Origin of the sequence: Bradyrhizobium sp. SZCCHNS3002, from assembly GCF_032377435.1 — a bacterium.
Lineage (GTDB): Bacteria > Pseudomonadota > Alphaproteobacteria > Rhizobiales > Xanthobacteraceae > Bradyrhizobium.
In genome coordinates, this window is sequence record NZ_JAUHHY010000022.1 from 57568 (window position 1) to 75506 (window position 17939).

Here is a 17939-nt window from a genome sequence, read left to right on the forward strand (position 1 = left end):
ACCGGCATGCCCCTCCCCGACGAGCCCTTGCCTGGTCCGCGCGGCTGCTGGCATGACATCGCCAAGAGTGGATATGGCGTTCCACGGGGCCTTCGGGCCATCGATCGATCCCGCGCTCCTGGCTGTGCAAAAGCGCCGGGGCCTTTCTGGAGACTGCGATGAAAGTCATCGGCCTCGCCGGCTGGAGCGGCGCCGGCAAGACCACGCTGCTGACGCGGCTGATTCCTCATCTCAGGGGGCAGGGACTGCGCGTCTCGGTGATCAAGCACGCCCATCACAAGTTCGACGTCGACGTCCCGGGCAAGGATTCGTGGCGGCATCGCGAGGCCGGGGCCGAGGAGGTTCTCGTCGCGTCGGGCACGCGCTGGGCGCTGATGCACGAACTGCGAGGCGCAAGGGAGCCGGCCCTCGCGGAGCTGCTGGCGAGATTGTCTCCCGTCGATCTGGTCGTCATCGAAGGCTACAAGGCCGGCCCGCATCGCCGCATCGAGGTGCATCGCACAGCCAACGGCAAGCCGCTGCTGTTTCCCGACGATCCGGGCATTGTCGGGCTCGTCAGCGACGGCGATGCCGAGACGGCGTTGCCGCGCGCTCATCTCGACGATATCCCGGCGGTCGCGGCACTCGTCCAACATCTGGCGATGCCGCGGGCGGACGTTCTCGCGCTGGGCGACAAACCTGGTGTTCCATGATGGAACTCGCGAGTTCGCACCCGCATCTTCTGGCATTCATGGAACCCAGTTCCGGGTTCCATGGGATGATGCGACCCGGGTTGACGTGCCGGAACCGCTTCTCCATGGTCGCGCGCATGATGATGACGAGGCTGGATCTGACGGGCCTGAAGTGCCCATTGCCGGTGCTGAAGACCCGGAAGGCGCTGCAGACGCTCAAGGCGGGAGAGCGGCTCGAAGTGTGCTGTACCGATCCGCTTGCGGTGATCGACATCCCGAATCTGGTGCGGCAGACCGGGGATCGGGTCGAGAGCGTCGATCGCACCGAGCGCGGCATTCTGTTTCGGATCGAGAAGGCCGCGGAACCGGCCGGATGATCCGCGCGGCGACGACATCCTCTGCTGCTGGCTGCTCGAACTACATAGTTCGCGCGATGTCTCGGCGCATCGATGTGTCAAGGGATCGTGCTGCTTCCTATCGTCGCAGGGGCGCCAACCCGAGCTCACAACAATGCCGCGTTCTCAGTCCAGGCTTGCGATGCTGTTGCCAGGCAAGGACAAGTTGTTCCTTCTTCACGTTTCCGCGAGCGCGCGCATGCGGCGTCGAGCCGTGTCCGTCGCTGATGGTCCGCACATCTCATTAGTTGATTCCATCAGGGATGGCCGTGACGCGTCGGGAAAGTAATCGAGAGCAACATTACTACAGCCGTGAGTGGCGGTCGCGTTGGTTGCACGTGAATTTGTGTGTTTGTTAGCAACACATTCGCGCTGCAGTGCGATCAATCCACCAAGATTGACCGATTATTACCATTTTACTATCGACAATTTGCCTCGGTTCTGCACCAATTGGGGCGCTTCCGCGGAGGTTGCGGGGGGCGAGTCATGCCCGCTGGGGAGCGGGCCAGGCAGAACAGCGGCACAAGCAAGAATGGTGACGGCATAACGTCTCGGGCGGGGTGTTATGCGCATCGAGGCAGTGATGAACGTTTGTGCGTTGCAAGACTGCTCTGGTACGCGATAGCGGGCGGGGTGAGTGGGCGTATTGATTCTGATCAAGGGGACAGAACATGACGTTGTTGCGTTGGGCGAGAGTCCGTAGGGGAGGAATGCATGGCTACCATTGAAAGCGCGGGCACGCTCCCGGGCGCGCAGGCGGGAATCTTCGATCGTGAGCACACGGTCGCCAAGGCCGGGTTCAACCGCTGGCTGGTTCCTCCGGCTGCGCTGTGCATCCATCTGTGCATCGGCATGGCCTATGGCTTCTCGGTGTTCTGGCTGCCGCTGTCACGCGCGATCGGCGTGACCAAGACCCAGGCCTGTCCGGACATGTCCCTGGTGCAGGAGCTGTTCACGACGAGCTGCGACTGGAAGGTCGCGAGCCTCGGCTGGATGTACACCCTGTTCTTCGTGCTGCTCGGCGCCTCCGCGGCGATCTGGGGCGGCTGGCTCGAACGGGCCGGACCGCGCAAGGCGGGCGCCGTCGCGGCCTGCTGCTGGGGCGGCGGCCTGCTGTTCGCAGCGCTCGGCATCTACGTGCATCAGCTCTGGATGATGTGGCTCGGTGCCGGCGTCATCGGCGGCATCGGCCTCGGCCTCGGCTACATCTCGCCGGTGTCAACCCTGGTGAAATGGTTCCCGGACCGGCGCGGCATGGCGACCGGCATGGCGATCATGGGCTTCGGCGGCGGCGCGATGATCGGCGCCCCGCTCGCCAACCTGCTGATGAACTACTTCAAGACCCCGACCTCGGTCGGTGTCTGGGAGACCTTCGTCACGATGGGCGTGATCTATTTCGTGTTCATGATGATCGGCGCCTTCGCCTATCGCGTCGCTCCGGTCGGCTGGCAGCCCGAGGGCTGGACGCCGCCGGCAGTGAAGAAGGCGATGATCTCGGAGCACCATGTGCATCTCGACAACGCGCACAAGACTCCGCAGTTCTGGCTGGTCTGGTGGGTGCTCTGCTTGAACGTGTCGGCAGGCATCGGCGTGATCGGCATGGCCTCGCCGATGCTGCAGGAGATCTTCGCCGGCAAGCTGATCGGTTTGCCCGACGTCAGCTTCAACCAGCTCGACGCCACCCAGAAGGCGGCGATTGCGGGCATCGCGGCAGGCTTTGCCGGCCTGCTGTCGCTGTTCAACATTGGCGGCAGGTTCTTCTGGGCGTCGCTGTCGGACCACATCGGCCGCAAGAACACCTATTACTGCTTCTTCCTGATCGGCATCGTGCTCTATGCGCTGGCGCCGACCTTCGCAGCGATGGGTTCGAAGCTGCTGTTCGTGGCGGCCTTCGCCATCATCCTCTCGATGTATGGTGGCGGCTTCGCGACGGTCCCGGCCTATCTGGCCGACCTGTTCGGCACCCAGTTCGTGGGCGCCATCCACGGCCGTCTGCTGACGGCCTGGGCCACGGCCGGCATCATCGGTCCGGTGGTCGTCAACTACATCCGCGAGTTCCAGCTCGCCGCCGGCGTGCCGCGCGACCAGCTGTACAACACGACGATGTATATTCTCTGCGCCATGCTCCTGGCCGGCCTGATCTGCAACTTCCTGATCAAGCCCGTCGATGACAAGTGGAACATGAGCGCGGACGACGTCGCGAAGTACCAGGCGGAGCTCGCCAAGAACGAGTCGGCGATCCAGCACGGGTCGTTCGGCATCGGCAAGGGTGGCCTCGACGTCAAGGCCGGCTTGTTCTGGGCCTTCGTCGGCGTGCCGCTGGCATGGGGTGTCTGGAAGACGCTGGAAAGCGCGGTCAAGATCTTCTGACCGATCGACGATGAGACAAGCGGGGCGGCCGGATCGGCCGCCCCATTTTTTTGCGACGCAGGGGCTCAGTTTCCGGACGACTGAATCAGCGCCATCGCCGCGCAATAGAGCGCGGTGTAGCCGATCATCTCGTCCCAATGGTTCAGGCCCGCGGCGAATACGCGCTCGCGGCGCAGCACCGCCAGCACGGTACACAGGATGATGGTCATCCAGAGCAGGGCGGCGAGGCTGCGACCGAAGCCGAAGCGGCCGAACGTGGCGAACAGGATGAGGATTGCTAGTCGCAGCACAAACCGCAGCAGTACTCTGGCCGCCGGAAGCTCAGCCGGCTTGTCGGTGGAGATGTGCATCGCGCAGGTAACACCGGCTCAGAAGTTGTCGCAGCAGAGCAGGTCGGCAAGCCCCGGTTCAGCCTGGACGCCGCGTCTTGCGTCAGTCGGCGAGATGCCGGGCTCGAGACGGCGGGCCTCGGCCGCTGCGTGGAGAATGGCGAGGGCGAGATCGGCGTGGCGGGCTTCGACGCAATGATCGAGCCAGTCCGGCAATTCGCGCTGTTGCGACAAGGCGCAGTGCCATTCGCCGTCATCATAGGCGATGCGGCGGAGCGACCATCGTGGCAATTGCAGCGCGACCAGCTCCAGCGCGGCGTCGATCCGTGCCTCGGTCTCCAGCAATCGTGCGATCCGCAGCCGGCGTCTCCCTCGCGCCGACAGCGGTGAAACGCCCTCGTCGTCGCCAAGCAGGGCCGTCAGCATCGCCGTCGTGGTCTGCGCGAGTTGTGCCCGCTCCGGCACATCCGGTCGTGTCGTCAAGGCAGCCATGCCGGCCTCCTGTCGTCAGTGAGCGATGGCCCGGTGGGCCTCGATCGGCAATGTGGTCGACGGCCCCGTAGGAATGCGAGAGGGGCGAAGGCGGAGAGAAATAGCCGGCGCATAAAGACGCCTCGGCGGTATGGCCGGCTCATATGCGGCTGCGGCCGCGCGATTCTGCCGAGGAGGGAATCCCGCGGTCCTTATGAGATTCCTATAACTCTGTCGGCGGTGCTGTCTCGAAAACCTATGACGTCGGATGCCATCTGTCCGTCCTGGAACGGACCGTGGCGCACCGGCGCTCCCGGCCGCTCCACGCTTTGCGCGCCTCGCGCGCATGAGGAGCACACCATGCTGGACATCCTGATGCTGGCGCTGGCCGCCGGCTTATTCGCCCTGGCGATCGGCTACACCTACGCCTGCGAGCGGCTCTAGGAGACGAGCCATGATCTTCGACTATTCGCTCGCCGGCGCGGTGTCGCTCGGCCTTCTGATCTACCTCACCTACGCGCTGTTGCGGCCCGAGCGGTTCTGACCGCCACCGTCGCACCTTCAAGGACAACATCCCCATGACCGTGATCGGCTGGATCCAGATCCTGCTCTACTGCGCCGTCATCGTCGCGCTCGCCAAGCCGCTCGGCTGGTACATGACGCGCGTCTTCAATGGCGAGCGCACCTTGCTGTCGCCGGTGCTGCGGCCGGTGGAGGTCGCGATCTACTGGATCGGCGGCGTCGACGAGCGCCGCGAGCAGCATTGGCTGACCTACACGGTCGCAATGCTGCTGTTCCATGTCGGCGGCTTCCTGATCATCTACGGCGTGATGCGGCTGCAGGCCGTGCTGCCGTTCAATCCCGCCGGACAGTCCGCGGTCGCCGAGGATCTCTCCTTCAACACCGCGATCAGCTTCCTGACCAACACCAACTGGCAGAACTACGGTGGCGAGAGCACGCTCTCTTATCTCGTCCAGATGCTCGGGCTCACCCACCAGAACTTCCTTTCGGCCGCGACGGGCATCGTGCTCGCGATCGCGCTGATCCGCGGCTTCTCGCGCGCCTCGGCGCGGACCGTCGGCAATTTCTGGGTGGATATCACACGCTGCACGCTCTATGTGCTGCTGCCGCTCTGTATCATCTACACGCTGTTCCTGGTGTCCCAGGGCATGCCGCAGACGCTCGGGCCCTATGTCGAGGCGACCACGCTGGAAGGGGCGAAGCAGACCATCGCGGTCGGCCCGGTGGCCTCGCAGGTCGCGATCAAGATGCTCGGCACCAATGGCGGCGGCTTCTTCAATGCCAACGCCGCGCATCCGTTCGAGAACCCGACCGCGCTGTCGAACTTCATCCAGATGCTCTCGATCTTCGCGCTCGGTGCTGCGCTGACCAACGTGTTCGGCCGCATGGTCGGCAATCAGCGCCAGGGCTGGGCGCTCCTCGCCGTGATGGGCGTGCTGTTCATCGCCGGCGTCGCCATCACCTACTGGGCCGAGGCCAACGGTACGACCACGCTGAACGCGCTGGGACTGACCGGCGGTAACATGGAGGGCAAGGAGGTCCGCTTCGGCGTCGTCGCGTCGTCGCTGTTCGCCGTCATCACCACGGCCGCCTCCTGCGGCGCGGTCAACGCCATGCACGACAGCTTCACCGCGCTCGGCGGCATGATTCCGCTGATCAACATGCAGCTCGGCGAGATCATCGTCGGCGGCGTCGGCGCCGGCCTCTACGGCATGCTGCTGTTCGTCGTGCTCGCGATCTTCGTTGCCGGCCTGATGGTCGGGCGTACGCCGGAATATGTCGGCAAGAAGATCGAGGCCCGCGAGGTCAAGATGGCGATGCTGGCAATCCTGGTGCTGCCCTTGATGTATCTCGGCTGGACCGCGGTCGCGGTGGTGCTGCCACCGGCCGTCGCCTCGATGGCCAATGCCGGACCGCACGGCTTCACCGAGGTGCTCTACGCCTACACCTCGGCGACGGCCAACAACGGCTCGGCGTTCGCGGGCCTCACCGGCAACACCTTCTTCTACAATCTGACGCTCGCCTCCTCGATGTTCGTCGGCCGCTTCTTCATGATCATCCCGGCGATGGCGATCGCGGGCTCGCTCGCGCAGAAGAAGTCGATCCCGCCCTCGGCCGGCACGTTCCCGACCACCGGCGGCCTGTTCGTCGGCCTCGTCGTCGGCGTCATCCTGATCATCGGCGGCCTCACCTTCTTCCCGGCTCTCGCCCTCGGTCCGATCGTCGAGCATCTCGCGATGGCCGCCGGCACCGTGTTCTGATTTCGGAGCGACCTCCATGGACACCATCAAACTGCAGAAGCGCTCGTCGATGTCGACGATGCTCGACCCGAAGATCGTGCTGCCGGCCATCAAGGCCGCGGTGGTCAAGCTCGACCCGCGGCTGATGATCAGGAACCCCGTGATGTTCGTGGTCGAGGTCGTCGCGGCGCTCACCACGGTGATCTTCCTGCGCGACGTCGCGACCGGCGGCGCGAATCTCGGCTTCACCTTCCAGATCATTCTCTGGCTGTGGTTCACCGTGCTGTTCGCCAATTTCGCCGAAGCCGTCGCCGAAGGCCGCGGCAAGGCGCAGGCGGATTCGCTGCGCAAGACGCGCACCGAGAGCCAGGCCAAGCTGCTGACGGGCACGAACCCGGCCGACCACACCTACAAGCTCGTGCCCGGAACCAGCCTGAAGGTCGGCGACCTCGTGCTGGTCGAGGCCGGCGACACGATCCCTTCCGATGGCGAGGTGATCGAGGGCGTCGCCTCGGTCAACGAGGCTGCGATCACCGGCGAGTCCGCTCCGGTCATCCGGGAGTCCGGCGGCGACCGCTCGGCGGTGACCGGCGGCACGCAGGTGCTGTCGGACTGGATCCGCGTCAGGATCACCGCGGCCCAGGGCTCGACCTTCATCGACCGCATGATCAAGCTGGTCGAGGGAGCCGAGCGGCAGAAGACGCCGAACGAGATCGCGCTCAACATCCTGCTCGCCGGCCTCACCATCATCTTCGTGTTCGCGACGGTGACGATCCCGAGCTACGCGGCCTATGCCGGCGGCTCGATCTCGGTGGTGGTGCTGGTGGCGCTGTTCGTGACCTTGATCCCGACCACGATCGGCGCGCTGCTGTCGGCGATCGGCATCGCCGGCATGGACCGCCTGGTGCGCTTCAACGTGCTGGCGATGTCCGGCCGCGCGGTCGAGGCCGCCGGCGACGTCGATACGCTGCTGCTCGACAAGACCGGCACCATCACGCTCGGCAATCGGCAGGCGACTGCGTTCCGTCCCGTCCGGGGCGTCAGCGAGCAGGAGCTGGCCGACGCGGCGCAGCTCGCCTCGCTCGCCGACGAGACCCCGGAGGGCCGCTCCATCGTGGTGCTCGCGAAGGACAAATACGGTATCCGCGGCCGCGACATGGCCGAGCTCGGCGCCACCTTCGTGCCGTTCACGGCGCAGACCCGCATGAGCGGCGTCGATGCCGGCGGTTCCTCGGTGCGCAAGGGCGCGGTCGACGCCATCCTCAACTCCATCGGCGGCGGCGGCCCGACCCAGCCCGTCTCCGGCAACACGGCGCGCGCGGTCCAGCCGGTCGAGAGCGAGCTTGTCCGCGAGATCCGTGCAATCTCCGACGACATCGCCAAATCCGGCGGCACGCCGCTCGCGGTCGCCAGGGACGGGCGCCTGCTCGGCGTCATCCAGCTCAAGGATATCGTCAAGGGCGGCATCCGCGAACGTTTCGCCGAGCTGCGCCGGATGGGCATCCGCACCATCATGATCACCGGCGACAACCCGATGACCGCGGCGGCGATCGCCGCCGAAGCCGGCGTCGACGATTTCCTGGCGCAGGCGACCCCCGAGGACAAGCTCAAGCTGATCCGAGACGAGCAGGCCAAGGGCAAGCTGGTCGCCATGTGCGGCGACGGCACCAACGACGCGCCGGCGCTGGCGCAAGCCGATGTCGGCGTCGCCATGAACACCGGCACGCAGGCCGCGCGCGAGGCCGGCAACATGGTCGATCTCGATTCCAACCCGACCAAGCTGATCGAGGTGGTGGAGATCGGCAAGCAGCTCTTGATGACGCGCGGCGCGCTGACGACGTTCTCGATCGCCAACGACGTCGCCAAATATTTCGCGATCATCCCGGCGATGTTCCTGGCGTTCTACCCGCAGCTGAACGTGCTGAACGTCATGAACCTCGCGAGCCCGCAGAGTGCGATCCTGTCGGCGATCATCTTCAACGCGCTCGTCATCATCGCGCTGATCCCGCTGGCGCTGAAGGGCGTCGCCTACCGCGCCATCGGCGCCGGCGCGCTGCTCGGCCGCAACCTGATGATCTATGGCCTGGGCGGCATCATCATCCCCTTCATCGGCATCAAGGCAATCGACCTGATCGTGACCGCCTTGCACCTGGCTTGAACCACCACCGGCGTCATTGCGAGCGAAGCGACGCAATCCAGAGTCCCGTACACAGCCCTGGATTGCTTCGTCGCTTCGCTCCTCGCAATGACGCCGCGACACAGGAGATCTCCCATGCTCAAAGAAATCCGTCCCGCCATCCTGGTCCTGCTCGCGCTGACCTTGATCACCGGGCTGCTGTATCCGCTCGCCATGACCGTCGTCGCCGGCACCATCTTCCCGGCGCAGGCCGAAGGCAGTCTGATCACGCGCAACGGCCAGGTGATCGGCTCGGCGCTGATCGGGCAGGAATTCAAGGACGACAAATATTTCCACGGCCGTCCGTCGGCGACCTCGGCCGCCGATCCGAACGATGCGACCAAGACGGTGCCGGCGCCCTATAACGCCGCCAACTCCTCCGGCTCTAATCTCGGCCCGACCAGCAAGGCGCTGGCCGACCGGGTCAAGGAGGATGTTGACAGGCTGAAGGCGGAGAATCCTGGGCAGGCCGTGCCGGTCGATCTGGTGACGACCTCGGCGAGCGGGCTCGATCCGGACATCTCGCCGGAGGCGGCGCTGTTCCAGGTGCCGCGGGTGGCCAAGGCGCGCGGCTTGCCGGAGGCCAGCGTTCAGGGCCTGATCGCCCAGCAGACTAAGGGCCGTCTGCTCGGACTGCTCGGCGAACCCCGCGTTAACGTGCTGGCGCTCAATCTGGCGCTCGACGCTGCCAAGCCGTAGTGAGGCCTTAGAGGTCCCGGCCTTGGCGCCGAAGCTCCTCCGTCTATAATGCCGCATGGCCAGTCAACGCCGCGATCCTGACCAACGTCCCTCGCCGGAAGCCCTGCTCGAAGCGGCCCGGCGGGAGGACAGTCCTGCCGGCAAGCTCAAGATCTTCGTCGGCGCCGCCCCCGGCGTCGGCAAGACCTATGAAATGCTGTCGAGCGCGCATGCCAAGCTGAAGGCCGGCGTCGATGTCGTGATCGGCTTCGTCGAGACGCATGGCCGCGCCGAGACCGAGGCGCTGGTCCGCGGCCTGGAGGTCGTCCCTCGCAAACGTATTTCCTACAAGGACCAGATCGTCGAAGAGATGGATCTGGATGCCGTGATTGCGCGCCGTCCCAAGCTCGCCATCGTCGACGAGCTCGCGCACACCAATGCTGTCGGCAGCCGCCACCCCAAGCGCTATCTCGACGTCGAGGAGCTGCTGTCGCACGGCATCGATGTCTACACGGCGGTCAACGTCCAGCACATCGAGAGCCTCAACGACGTCGTCGCCCAGATCACCCATGTGCGCGTGCGCGAGACCGTGCCGGATTCGATCCTCGACCGCGCCGACGCCATCGAGCTGATTGACCTCACGCCCGACGACCTGATCCAGCGACTGAAGGAGGGCAAGGTCTATGTGCCCAAGCAGGCGGAGCGCGCGCTGGAGCATTATTTCTCGCCCGGCAACCTGACCGCGCTGCGCGAACTTGCGCTGCGTCGGACGGCCGAGCGCGTCGACGAGCAACTGCTCACTCACATGCAGGCCAACGCCATTGCGGGGCCCTGGGCGGCCGGCGAGCGGATCCTCGTCTGCGTGTCGGAGGATCCGCGGGCGACAGGGCTGGTGCGCTACACCAAGCGGCTCGCCGACCGTGTCCATGCGCCGTGGACCGCCGTGACCATCGAGACCCGGCGCAATCTGCAGCTCAGTGACAGGCAGCGCGACCGGCTCGCCGATACGCTGCGGTTGGCCGAGACCCTCGGCGGCGAGGCGCTGACGATTCCGGGCGTCGGCCGGCGTATCGCCGATGACCTCATCGGCTTCGCGCAGGCCAACAACGTCACCCAGATCATCATCGGCAAGTCGAGCCGCTCGCGCCTGTTCGAGATCATCAGGGGCTCGGTGGTGCATGACCTGGTCAGGCGCGCCGGCAACATCAGCATCCACGTCATCGCCGGCGAGGAGGCGCCCGACACCGCGGGCAGCTCGGTGCAGACGCGGCCGCGCAGCGAGCCGCTGCAGCCGAAGCCCTATGTGATGGCGCTGCTGATCACGGCTGTCGGCCTTGGCCTCGCCGAGCTGATCCAGCCCGTCTTCGGCATCGAGAACGTCGATCTCGTGTTCCTCACGGCGGTGGTCGGCGTCGCCGCACGCTACGGCCTGGGACCGTCGCTGCTGGCGAGCCTCGCCGCCTCGCTCTGCTACAACTTCTTCTTCCTCCCGCCGCTGTATACGTTCACGATCACCGATCCGACCAACATCGGCGCGTTCTTCTTCTTCATGCTGATCGCGATCCTGGTGTCCAACGTCGCCGCGCGCGTTCGCGTTCAGGCTGACGCCGCCACCCACCGCGTCCGGACCACCGAGCAGCTCTATGCCTTCAGCCGCAAGCTTGCGGGCACCGCGACCCTCGATGACGTGCTGTGGGCCACGGCCTATCAGGCGGCGTTGATGCTGAAGGTGCGGGTCGTGCTGCTGTTGCCGCAGGACGGCAAGCTCACGGTCATGACCGGCTACCCGCCGGAGGATCAGCTCGACGACGCCGACCTCGCCGCCGCGAGCTGGGCCTGGAGCAACGACCGCGCCGCCGGCCGCGGCTCCGACACGCTGCCGGGAGCCAAGCGGCTGTTCCTGCCGATGCGCACCGGCCGCGGCCTGATCGGCGTCATCGGCATCGACGACGACCGCACCGGGCCGCTGCTGACCCCCGACCAGCGCCGGCTGCTCGACGCCCTGGTCGACCAGGGCGCCCTGGCGATCGAGCGCGTTCTGCTGGTCGAGGACATGGACAAGGTCAAGCGCACCATGGAGCAGGACCGGCTGCGTTCGGCGCTGCTCACCTCGATCTCGCATGATCTGAAGACGCCGCTCGCCTCGGTGCTCGGCGCGGCCTCGACGATGCGCGATCTCGCGGCCAGGCTGTCCGACAAGGAGAAGCTCGACCTGCTCGCCACCGTGATCGACGAGTCCGAGCGGCTGAATCGATTCATCGCCAACCTCCTGGACATGACCAAGCTGGAATCCGGCGCGATCGTGCCGAACGCCGCCCTCCACGACGTCGGCGAGATCGTCGGCAGCGCGCTGCGGCGTGCCGGCAAGATCCTCGCCGGTCATCATGTCTCGCTGGTACTGGCGCCCGATCTGCCGATGGTCGAGGTCGACGCGGTGCTGTTCGAGCAGGTGCTGTTCAATCTGCTCGACAACGCCGCCAAATATGCGCCTCCCGAGACCTCGATTGCGATCCGTGCGGCCCGCGACAGCAACTGGATCGTGCTCGAGATCCGTGACGAAGGCGACGGCATTCCCGCCGCGGAGGTCGAGCACGTGTTCGACAAGTTCTATCGCGTGCAGAAGGGCGACCAGGTGCGGCCCGGCACCGGACTTGGGCTTGCGATCTCGCGTGGCTTCATCGAGGCGATGCATGGCCGCATCTTCGCCGGCAACCGTACCGATCGGCGCGGTGCGGTCCTCACCATCCGCCTGCCGGTGCCGGCGCAGGCCAGACCGCTGGATACGGCCGCATGACCGGCGCTCCGATCAAGGTGCTCGTGATCGACGACGAGCCGCCGATCCGCAAGCTGCTGCGGATGGGCCTGACCACGCAGGGCTACGAGATTCTCGAGGCCTCCAACGGCAGGAACGCGCTGGAGCTGCTGAGCCAGGAGCCGGCGCTGATCATTCTCGACCTTGGCCTCCCCGACATCGACGGACTCGAGCTGCTGCGAACCATCCGTGGCCGCAACGAGGCCGTGCCGGTCGTGGTGCTGTCCAGCCGCGGCGACGAGGCGGGCAAGGTCCAGGCGCTCGATCTCGGCGCCGACGACTACATCACCAAGCCGTTCGGCATGGATGAATTGCTGGCGCGCCTGCGCGCGGCGCTGCGGCACCAGCTGCAGGTGCAGGGAGAGCGGCCGGTGTTTCGCACCGGCGACCTCTCGGTCGATCTCGTCCGCCGCATCGTCAAGGTCGGCGAGCGCGAGGTCAAGCTGTCGCCGAAGGAGTACGATCTGCTGCGCGTGCTCGTGCAGCACGCCGGCAAGGTGCTGACGCATCGCTTCCTGCTCAAGGAGCTGTGGGACGAATTGACCGACGCGCAATATCTGCGCGTCTATGTCCGCCAGCTCCGGCAGAAGATCGAGACCGATCCCGAGCGCCCGCAATTCGTGTTGACCGAGACCGGCATCGGTTATCGCTTGCGTGGGCCGGATTAGCGCTTCTTCATGTGAGCCAGTCCCTCAAAGCGGAACCATCGCTCACCCTCGTGATTTCTGTGATATCACAGGGAGACCATGTTGATGGCACGCAAAACACGCAAATATTCCAAGGGCGCGTCCAAGGACGTCGAGCGCGCGATGAAGAAGCGCAAGGCAGGAACGTTGAAGAGCGGCGGCTCGGGCCGCAAGGTCAAGAGCCGCAAGCAGGCGATCGCGATCGGTCTGTCGGAGGCGCGCCGCGAAGGCAAGAAGGTGCCGCCGAAGAAGAGCGCCAAGTCATCGGCGAAGAAGTCCGCCAAGAAGGCGAGCAAGAAAAGCACGAAGAAGACTACCAAGAAAACGACGAAGAAGAAGTCGAAGAAGAAGAGCTGACGAGGCGATCATTCGGGCTACGATCATCGCGCACGCCATGACCCGCAGCCGTCGCAAAATTCTCCGCTGTCGTCCCGGCGAACGCCGGGACCCATAACCCCAGGGAGATGTTATTGCGCGGGATGTTGGACGAGTCTTGTCTTACAATACCCGCCGCAGAGTATGGGTCCCGGCGTTCGCCGGGACGACGGGGCGGTGGTGTGGAGGCCGCTTGCGCCACGCAGGCAGCTGCTGGCCTTCACCCCGCCTTCCTCTGCCGCGCCGCCGACCGATGCGCCTTCTTCGCGGGGCGTCGATGCGCGCTCGTCCGCCGTGACGTCGCACGCGCTGTCTTTTTTCCGCCCTTGCCCAGGCTCTGTTTTAGCGCGTCCATCAGGCTGACGACGTTGTCGGGCCGCTCCGCCGGCTCCGGCAGCTTGATCGGCTTGCCCGAGGCCTTGCGCTTCACCAGCGCCTTCAGCGCGGTCTCGTACTGGTCCTTGAACTCCGAGGGATCGAAATGCGCCGCCTTGGTCTGCAGGATGTGGCCGGCGAGCTCGACCATGTCCTTGGTGATCCGGGGCGACTTGATGTCGTCGAAGAACTCGGCCTCGTCGCGCAGCTCGTAGGGAAAACGCAGCGTGGTGCCGAGCATGCCCTTGCCCATCGGCTCGATGGCGATGACGTGCTCGCGGTTGGTCAGCACGATGCGCGCCAGCGCGACGCGATCCTGGTCCTTCATCGCGTCGCGAATGACCGCGAAGGCGTCGACCGCCGCCTTGCCGTCGGGAGCGATATAATAGGGATGGTTGAGATAGCGCTGGTCGATCTCCTCGCGCGGCACGAAGCTGTCGATGTCGATCGTATGGTTGCTCTCGATCTGGACCGCCTCCAGCTCCTCCGGCTCGATCTCGACATACTGCCCCTTGGAGAGCTCGTAGCCGCGGCCCTTCTGCTCGCCTTCGACGATGTCGCCGGTCTCAGAGTCGACCATCTGCTGCTTGAGCCGGTTGCCGGTCTCTCGGTTGATCATATGGAAGCGCGTCTTCTCGACCGAGGTCGACGCCGGATAGAGGACGACGGGGCAGCTCACGAGCGAGAGTTTCAACGAGCCTTTCCAGTAGGCGCGGGGGGCCATCATGGTCTCCTTGGATAATCCAGACGAGCTGCAACGAGCACGGCTCGGTGCGGGTTCCACCGAAGTCGGATACAGCCGAATTCGGGAAATGATAAAATCACTTGACGACTTCGCCAAATCAGCATTATGGTCCCGCCCATTCCGTTGCGTCGGAGGGGACGTATCGCGGTCGTCACGGACGTCGGCAGCGGAATGCGATGGGCGTGTCGGGTTGCAGCGTGATTCAGTCGCGCCGACGAACGATCCGGCACGCACGGTCAAGTCGCGCGGTCCTGGCCTCCCGACGCTGAGGTCAAGTTTGCGAGGATGCTTTGTGCATCGCGCGGATGACGGTGGCCAACAAGCCCGGCGCACCGGGGAGAACGCGAAGCAGCTGTTAAAACCGTCGCGCAGGGAGGGCCGGGATGACTCGGCTGCACCTGTGGTACCTGCCGCCTGCATTTTTTTCGCAGGCGGGCCATGGGGGCGGCGAGCTCCCGGCCTTCCCTGCGCCCTCTCATCGGCAGAGGGTGGACCATCGCAAGACCCGGGCTTTCCTCAGCCGCGGGAACGGGGAACTTTGCCCGGTGTTATCAGGTCGATGCGAGCCGGAAGCGGGCTGGCGCAGCGCCAACGGCGAGGCCGGTTCCAGGACGCGCCGTGCTTTGCTACGCTCCGATCAACGCGAGGGATCATCGTGGCGCTCAAGAAGCTTTCCACCTACCGCAAGAAGCGCGATTTCGACAAGACTGCGGAGCCGTCGGGCGACACCAAGGTCGCGCGTGCCGAACGGCCGCGCTTCGTCATCCAGAAGCACGACGCGACGCGGCTGCACTACGACCTGCGGCTGGAGTTCGGCGGCGTGTTCAAGTCGTGGGCGGTGACCAAGGGCCCCTCGCTCGATCCGCATGACAAGCGGCTCGCGGTCGAGGTCGAGGATCATCCGCTCGATTACGGCGATTTCGAAGGCACGATTCCGGAAGGCGAATATGGCGGCGGCACGGTCATGCTGTGGGACCGCGGCTATTGGGACAGCGAGGATCCCGAGCGCGGCTTCAAGAAGGGCGACCTGAAGTTCACGCTCGACGGCGAGAAGCTGCACGGCAGCTGGGTGCTGGTGCGGATGCGCCACGACCGCAGCGGCGGCAAGCGGACCAATTGGCTGCTGATCAAGCACCGCGACGAGTTCGCCAGGGAAGGCGAGGCCAACGATATTTTGGATGCGGACAGGTCGGTCGCCTCGGGCCGCACGATGGAGCAGATCGCGGCCGGCAAAGGCAAGGTGCCGAAGCCGTTCATGCTCGCCAAGCAGCGCATGAACGCGGATGCGGTGTGGCACTCCAACCGCAGTAACGGCAATGCCTCGTCAAAGAAGGCGTCGCCAAACAAGGCGCCTCCGAAGAAGACGGCGAAGTCCAAGGCGGCGAAAACGGCCGCTGCGCCCCCGCGAACCGTGTCGTCGCTGCCGGACTTCGTGCCGCCCGAGCTCTGTACGTCGGTCGCGCAGCCGCCGAGCGGCGAGGGCTGGGCGCATGAGATCAAGTTCGACGGCTACCGCGTGCAGATCAGGGTGGAGGACGGGAAGGCGACCTTGAAGACCCGCAAGGGGCTGGACTGGACGGCCAAGTTCGGCGCCATCGCCGAGGAGGCGACCAAATTGCCGGATGCGATCATCGACGGCGAGATCGTCGCGCTCGACAAGGATGGCAACCCGAATTTCTCTGCGCTGCAGGCGGCGATTTCGGCGGGCGAAACCGACGAGCTGATCTTCTTTGCCTTCGACCTGATGTTCGCGGAGGAGTTCGACCTGCGCCGCCAGCCTTTGCGCGAGCGCAAGGCGCGGCTGGCGAAGCTGCTGAAGGCGCACATCAAGGGCAAGGCGCCGCGCATCCGCTATGTCGAGCACTTCGAGAGCGACGGCGAGGCCGTGCTGGAGTCGGCGCGCAAGCTGTCATTGGAGGGCATCGTCTCCAAGAAGCTGGACTCGGCCTATCATTCGGGACGGACGGAGAGCTGGACCAAAGCCAAGACCAGGCCCGGCCACGAGGTCGTCATCGGTGGCTGGAAGACCACCAACGGCAAATTCCGCTCGTTGATGGTCGGCGTCAACAAGGACGATCATCTTGCTTATGTCGGGATCGTCGGCACCGGCTTCGGCCAGGACACGGTGAAGGAGATCATGCCGGCGCTGAAGGCGGCGGCCTCCGACGAGAGCCCGTTCGGCGGCAAGAACGCGCCGCGCAAGACGCGTGAGGTGCATTGGCTGAAGCCGGAGCTGGTCGCCGAGATCGAGTTTGCCGGCTGGACCGCGGACAACAACGTCAGGCAGGCCTCGTTCAAGGGACTGCGCCAGGACAAGCCGGCCCGCGAGGTCGTTGCCGAGCCGCCGGTGGTGACGACGAAGGTTGCCCGGCCGGTGGCGCGGGCCGCGGCGAGCGTCGCGACCGTCGGCACCACGCTGCACAAGACGCCGTCACGCACGAAGGGCGCGGCGACCGTGATGGGCGTTGCGATCTCCAAGCCCGACAAGGCGCTGTGGCCGGACGCCGGCGACGGCGAGCCCGTCACCAAGCTCGATCTCGCCAACTATCTGGAAGCCGTCGGCGACTGGATGATCGATCATCTGAGGGGACGGCCGTGCTCGATCGTACGTGCGCCTGATGGCATCGGTGGCGAAAAATTCTTCCAGCGGCACGGCATGCAGGGCATGTCGGACCTGCTCGAGCTGGTCAAGGTGTCGGGCGACCGCAAACCGTATCTGCAGATCGACCGTGTCGAGGGATTGATCGCGGTCGCCCAGGTCGCCGCCGTCGAGCTGCATCCATGGAATTGCGCACCCGACGCCTATGACGTTCCGGGCCGGCTGGTGTTCGATCTCGACCCGGCGCCGAACGTCGCCTTCGGGGAGGTGATCGCGGCCGCCAAAGAGATGCGCCAGCGCCTGAAGAGCCTCGGTCTCGAGAGCTTCTGCAAGACCACGGGCGGCAAGGGTCTGCATGTGGTGACGCCGTTGCTGCACGGCGCGCGCGACGGAGTGAGCTGGCCCGAAGCGAAGGCGTTTGCGCAGGGTGTGTGCCAATGGATGGCGAACGACAGCCCGGAGCAATACCTGCTCAACATGTCGAAGAAGCTGCGCGGGGGAAAGATCTTCCTCGACTATCTGCGCAACGACCGGATGTCGACGGCCGTCGCCGTGCTGTCGCCGCGCGCCCGCGAAGGCGCCACCGTGTCCATGCCGCTGACCTGGGCGCAGGTGAAGAACGGGCTCGAACCCAAGCGCTACACCATCCGCACCGTACCGGCGCTGCTGGCCAAGACCAGGGCGTGGGATGGTTATGAAGATGCCGCGGGCTCGATCAAGGCGGCCATCAAGAAGCTCGCAGAGACGTCGTAGTCGCTCGGGCAGACGTGGTGTCTGCCCGAGCCGATCGCCTCAGAAGGATCAGATACGTCCGAGCAGGACGAGGATCAGCACGATGACGATGATCAGGCCGAGACCGCCGCCGCCATAGTAGCCGGTGCCGTAGAACGGACCGCCGCCGATGCCGGAAAAGCCGCCGAGCAGGGCGATGATGAGAATGATCAGGATGATAGTTCCGATGGACATGTGCTTCCTCCAGTGCCCGGCAGCGGGGCG

The 17939-nt window shown here is 65.5% G+C and carries 16 protein-coding genes; 12 read left to right on the forward strand and 4 right to left on the reverse strand.

Annotated elements, in window-relative coordinates:
• Positions 1-158: 158 nt before the first annotated feature.
• From mobB to QW845_RS31525, 3 genes are all read left to right on the forward strand, one after another.
• Positions 159-692 (forward strand): molybdopterin-guanine dinucleotide biosynthesis protein B, encoded by a 534-nt coding sequence (gene mobB / locus QW845_RS31515; protein WP_315805412.1) that lies wholly within the window; start codon positions 159-161, stop codon positions 690-692.
• Between the two features lie 116 nt (positions 693-808).
• Complete coding sequence (locus QW845_RS31520) at positions 809-1048, forward strand: sulfurtransferase TusA family protein (protein ID WP_315805442.1); 240 nt, start codon at positions 809-811, stop codon at positions 1046-1048.
• 732 nt (positions 1049-1780) lie between these two features.
• Positions 1781-3436 carry an OFA family MFS transporter gene (locus QW845_RS31525; RefSeq protein ID WP_315805413.1) on the forward strand — a complete coding sequence of 552 codons (1656 nt, stop codon included), beginning with the start codon at positions 1781-1783 and terminating at the stop codon, positions 3434-3436.
• Positions 3437-3501: 65 nt separating this feature from the next.
• Here the strand turns inward: QW845_RS31525 and QW845_RS31530 are convergent, their stop codons facing one another.
• Positions 3502-3786 carry a hypothetical protein gene (locus QW845_RS31530; protein ID WP_315805414.1) on the reverse strand — a complete coding sequence of 95 codons (285 nt, stop codon included), beginning with the start codon at positions 3784-3786 and terminating at the stop codon, positions 3502-3504.
• Between the two features lie 18 nt (positions 3787-3804).
• On the reverse strand, positions 3805-4257 hold the full coding sequence (locus QW845_RS31535) for a hypothetical protein (protein WP_315805415.1): 453 nt from the start codon (positions 4255-4257) through the stop codon (positions 3805-3807).
• Between the two features lie 237 nt (positions 4258-4494).
• On the opposite strand from QW845_RS31535, the gene QW845_RS31540 reads away from it, so the two are divergent.
• From QW845_RS31540 to QW845_RS31575, 8 genes are all read left to right on the forward strand, one after another.
• Positions 4495-4680, forward strand: a complete 186-nt coding sequence (locus QW845_RS31540; protein WP_315805416.1) for a hypothetical protein — start codon at positions 4495-4497, stop codon at positions 4678-4680.
• 10 nt (positions 4681-4690) lie between these two features.
• Complete coding sequence (locus QW845_RS31545; RefSeq protein WP_042340291.1) at positions 4691-4780, forward strand: K(+)-transporting ATPase subunit F; 90 nt, start codon at positions 4691-4693, stop codon at positions 4778-4780.
• 34 nt (positions 4781-4814) lie between these two features.
• Positions 4815-6518 (forward strand): potassium-transporting ATPase subunit KdpA, encoded by a 1704-nt coding sequence (gene kdpA / locus QW845_RS31550; protein WP_315805417.1) that lies wholly within the window; start codon positions 4815-4817, stop codon positions 6516-6518.
• Between the two features lie 16 nt (positions 6519-6534).
• Positions 6535-8655: a potassium-transporting ATPase subunit KdpB gene (gene kdpB / locus QW845_RS31555; RefSeq protein ID WP_315805418.1), complete on the forward strand. Its 2121-nt coding sequence runs from the start codon at positions 6535-6537 to the stop codon at positions 8653-8655.
• 114 nt (positions 8656-8769) lie between these two features.
• Complete coding sequence (locus QW845_RS31560) at positions 8770-9372, forward strand: K(+)-transporting ATPase subunit C (protein ID WP_315805419.1); 603 nt, start codon at positions 8770-8772, stop codon at positions 9370-9372.
• A gap of 55 nt (positions 9373-9427) precedes the next feature.
• Positions 9428-12145, forward strand: coding sequence for a sensor histidine kinase KdpD (locus QW845_RS31565; RefSeq protein WP_315805420.1), 2718 nt, complete (start codon positions 9428-9430; stop codon positions 12143-12145).
• Complete coding sequence (locus QW845_RS31570; RefSeq protein WP_315805421.1) at positions 12142-12831, forward strand: response regulator transcription factor; 690 nt, start codon at positions 12142-12144, stop codon at positions 12829-12831. The genes QW845_RS31565 and QW845_RS31570 overlap by 4 nt, the downstream gene beginning before the upstream one ends.
• 84 nt (positions 12832-12915) lie before the next feature.
• Positions 12916-13206 (forward strand): DUF6496 domain-containing protein, encoded by a 291-nt coding sequence (locus tag QW845_RS31575; RefSeq protein WP_315805422.1) that lies wholly within the window; start codon positions 12916-12918, stop codon positions 13204-13206.
• Positions 13207-13444: 238 nt separating this feature from the next.
• Here QW845_RS31575 and QW845_RS31580 read toward each other — a convergent pair whose 3' ends face one another.
• Entirely contained in the window at positions 13445-14323 is an 879-nt protein-coding gene (locus tag QW845_RS31580) for a Ku protein (protein ID WP_315805443.1), read from the reverse strand.
• Between the two features lie 676 nt (positions 14324-14999).
• Between QW845_RS31580 and ligD the strand changes: the two genes are divergently transcribed.
• A complete protein-coding gene (ligD, locus tag QW845_RS31585) occupies positions 15000-17696 on the forward strand; it encodes a DNA ligase D (protein ID WP_315805423.1) in 2697 nt (898 codons plus the stop codon).
• Between the two features lie 48 nt (positions 17697-17744).
• Here ligD and QW845_RS31590 read toward each other — a convergent pair whose 3' ends face one another.
• Positions 17745-17909 (reverse strand): DUF3309 family protein, encoded by a 165-nt coding sequence (locus tag QW845_RS31590; protein ID WP_006614022.1) that lies wholly within the window; start codon positions 17907-17909, stop codon positions 17745-17747.
• Positions 17910-17939: the final 30 nt, after the last annotated feature.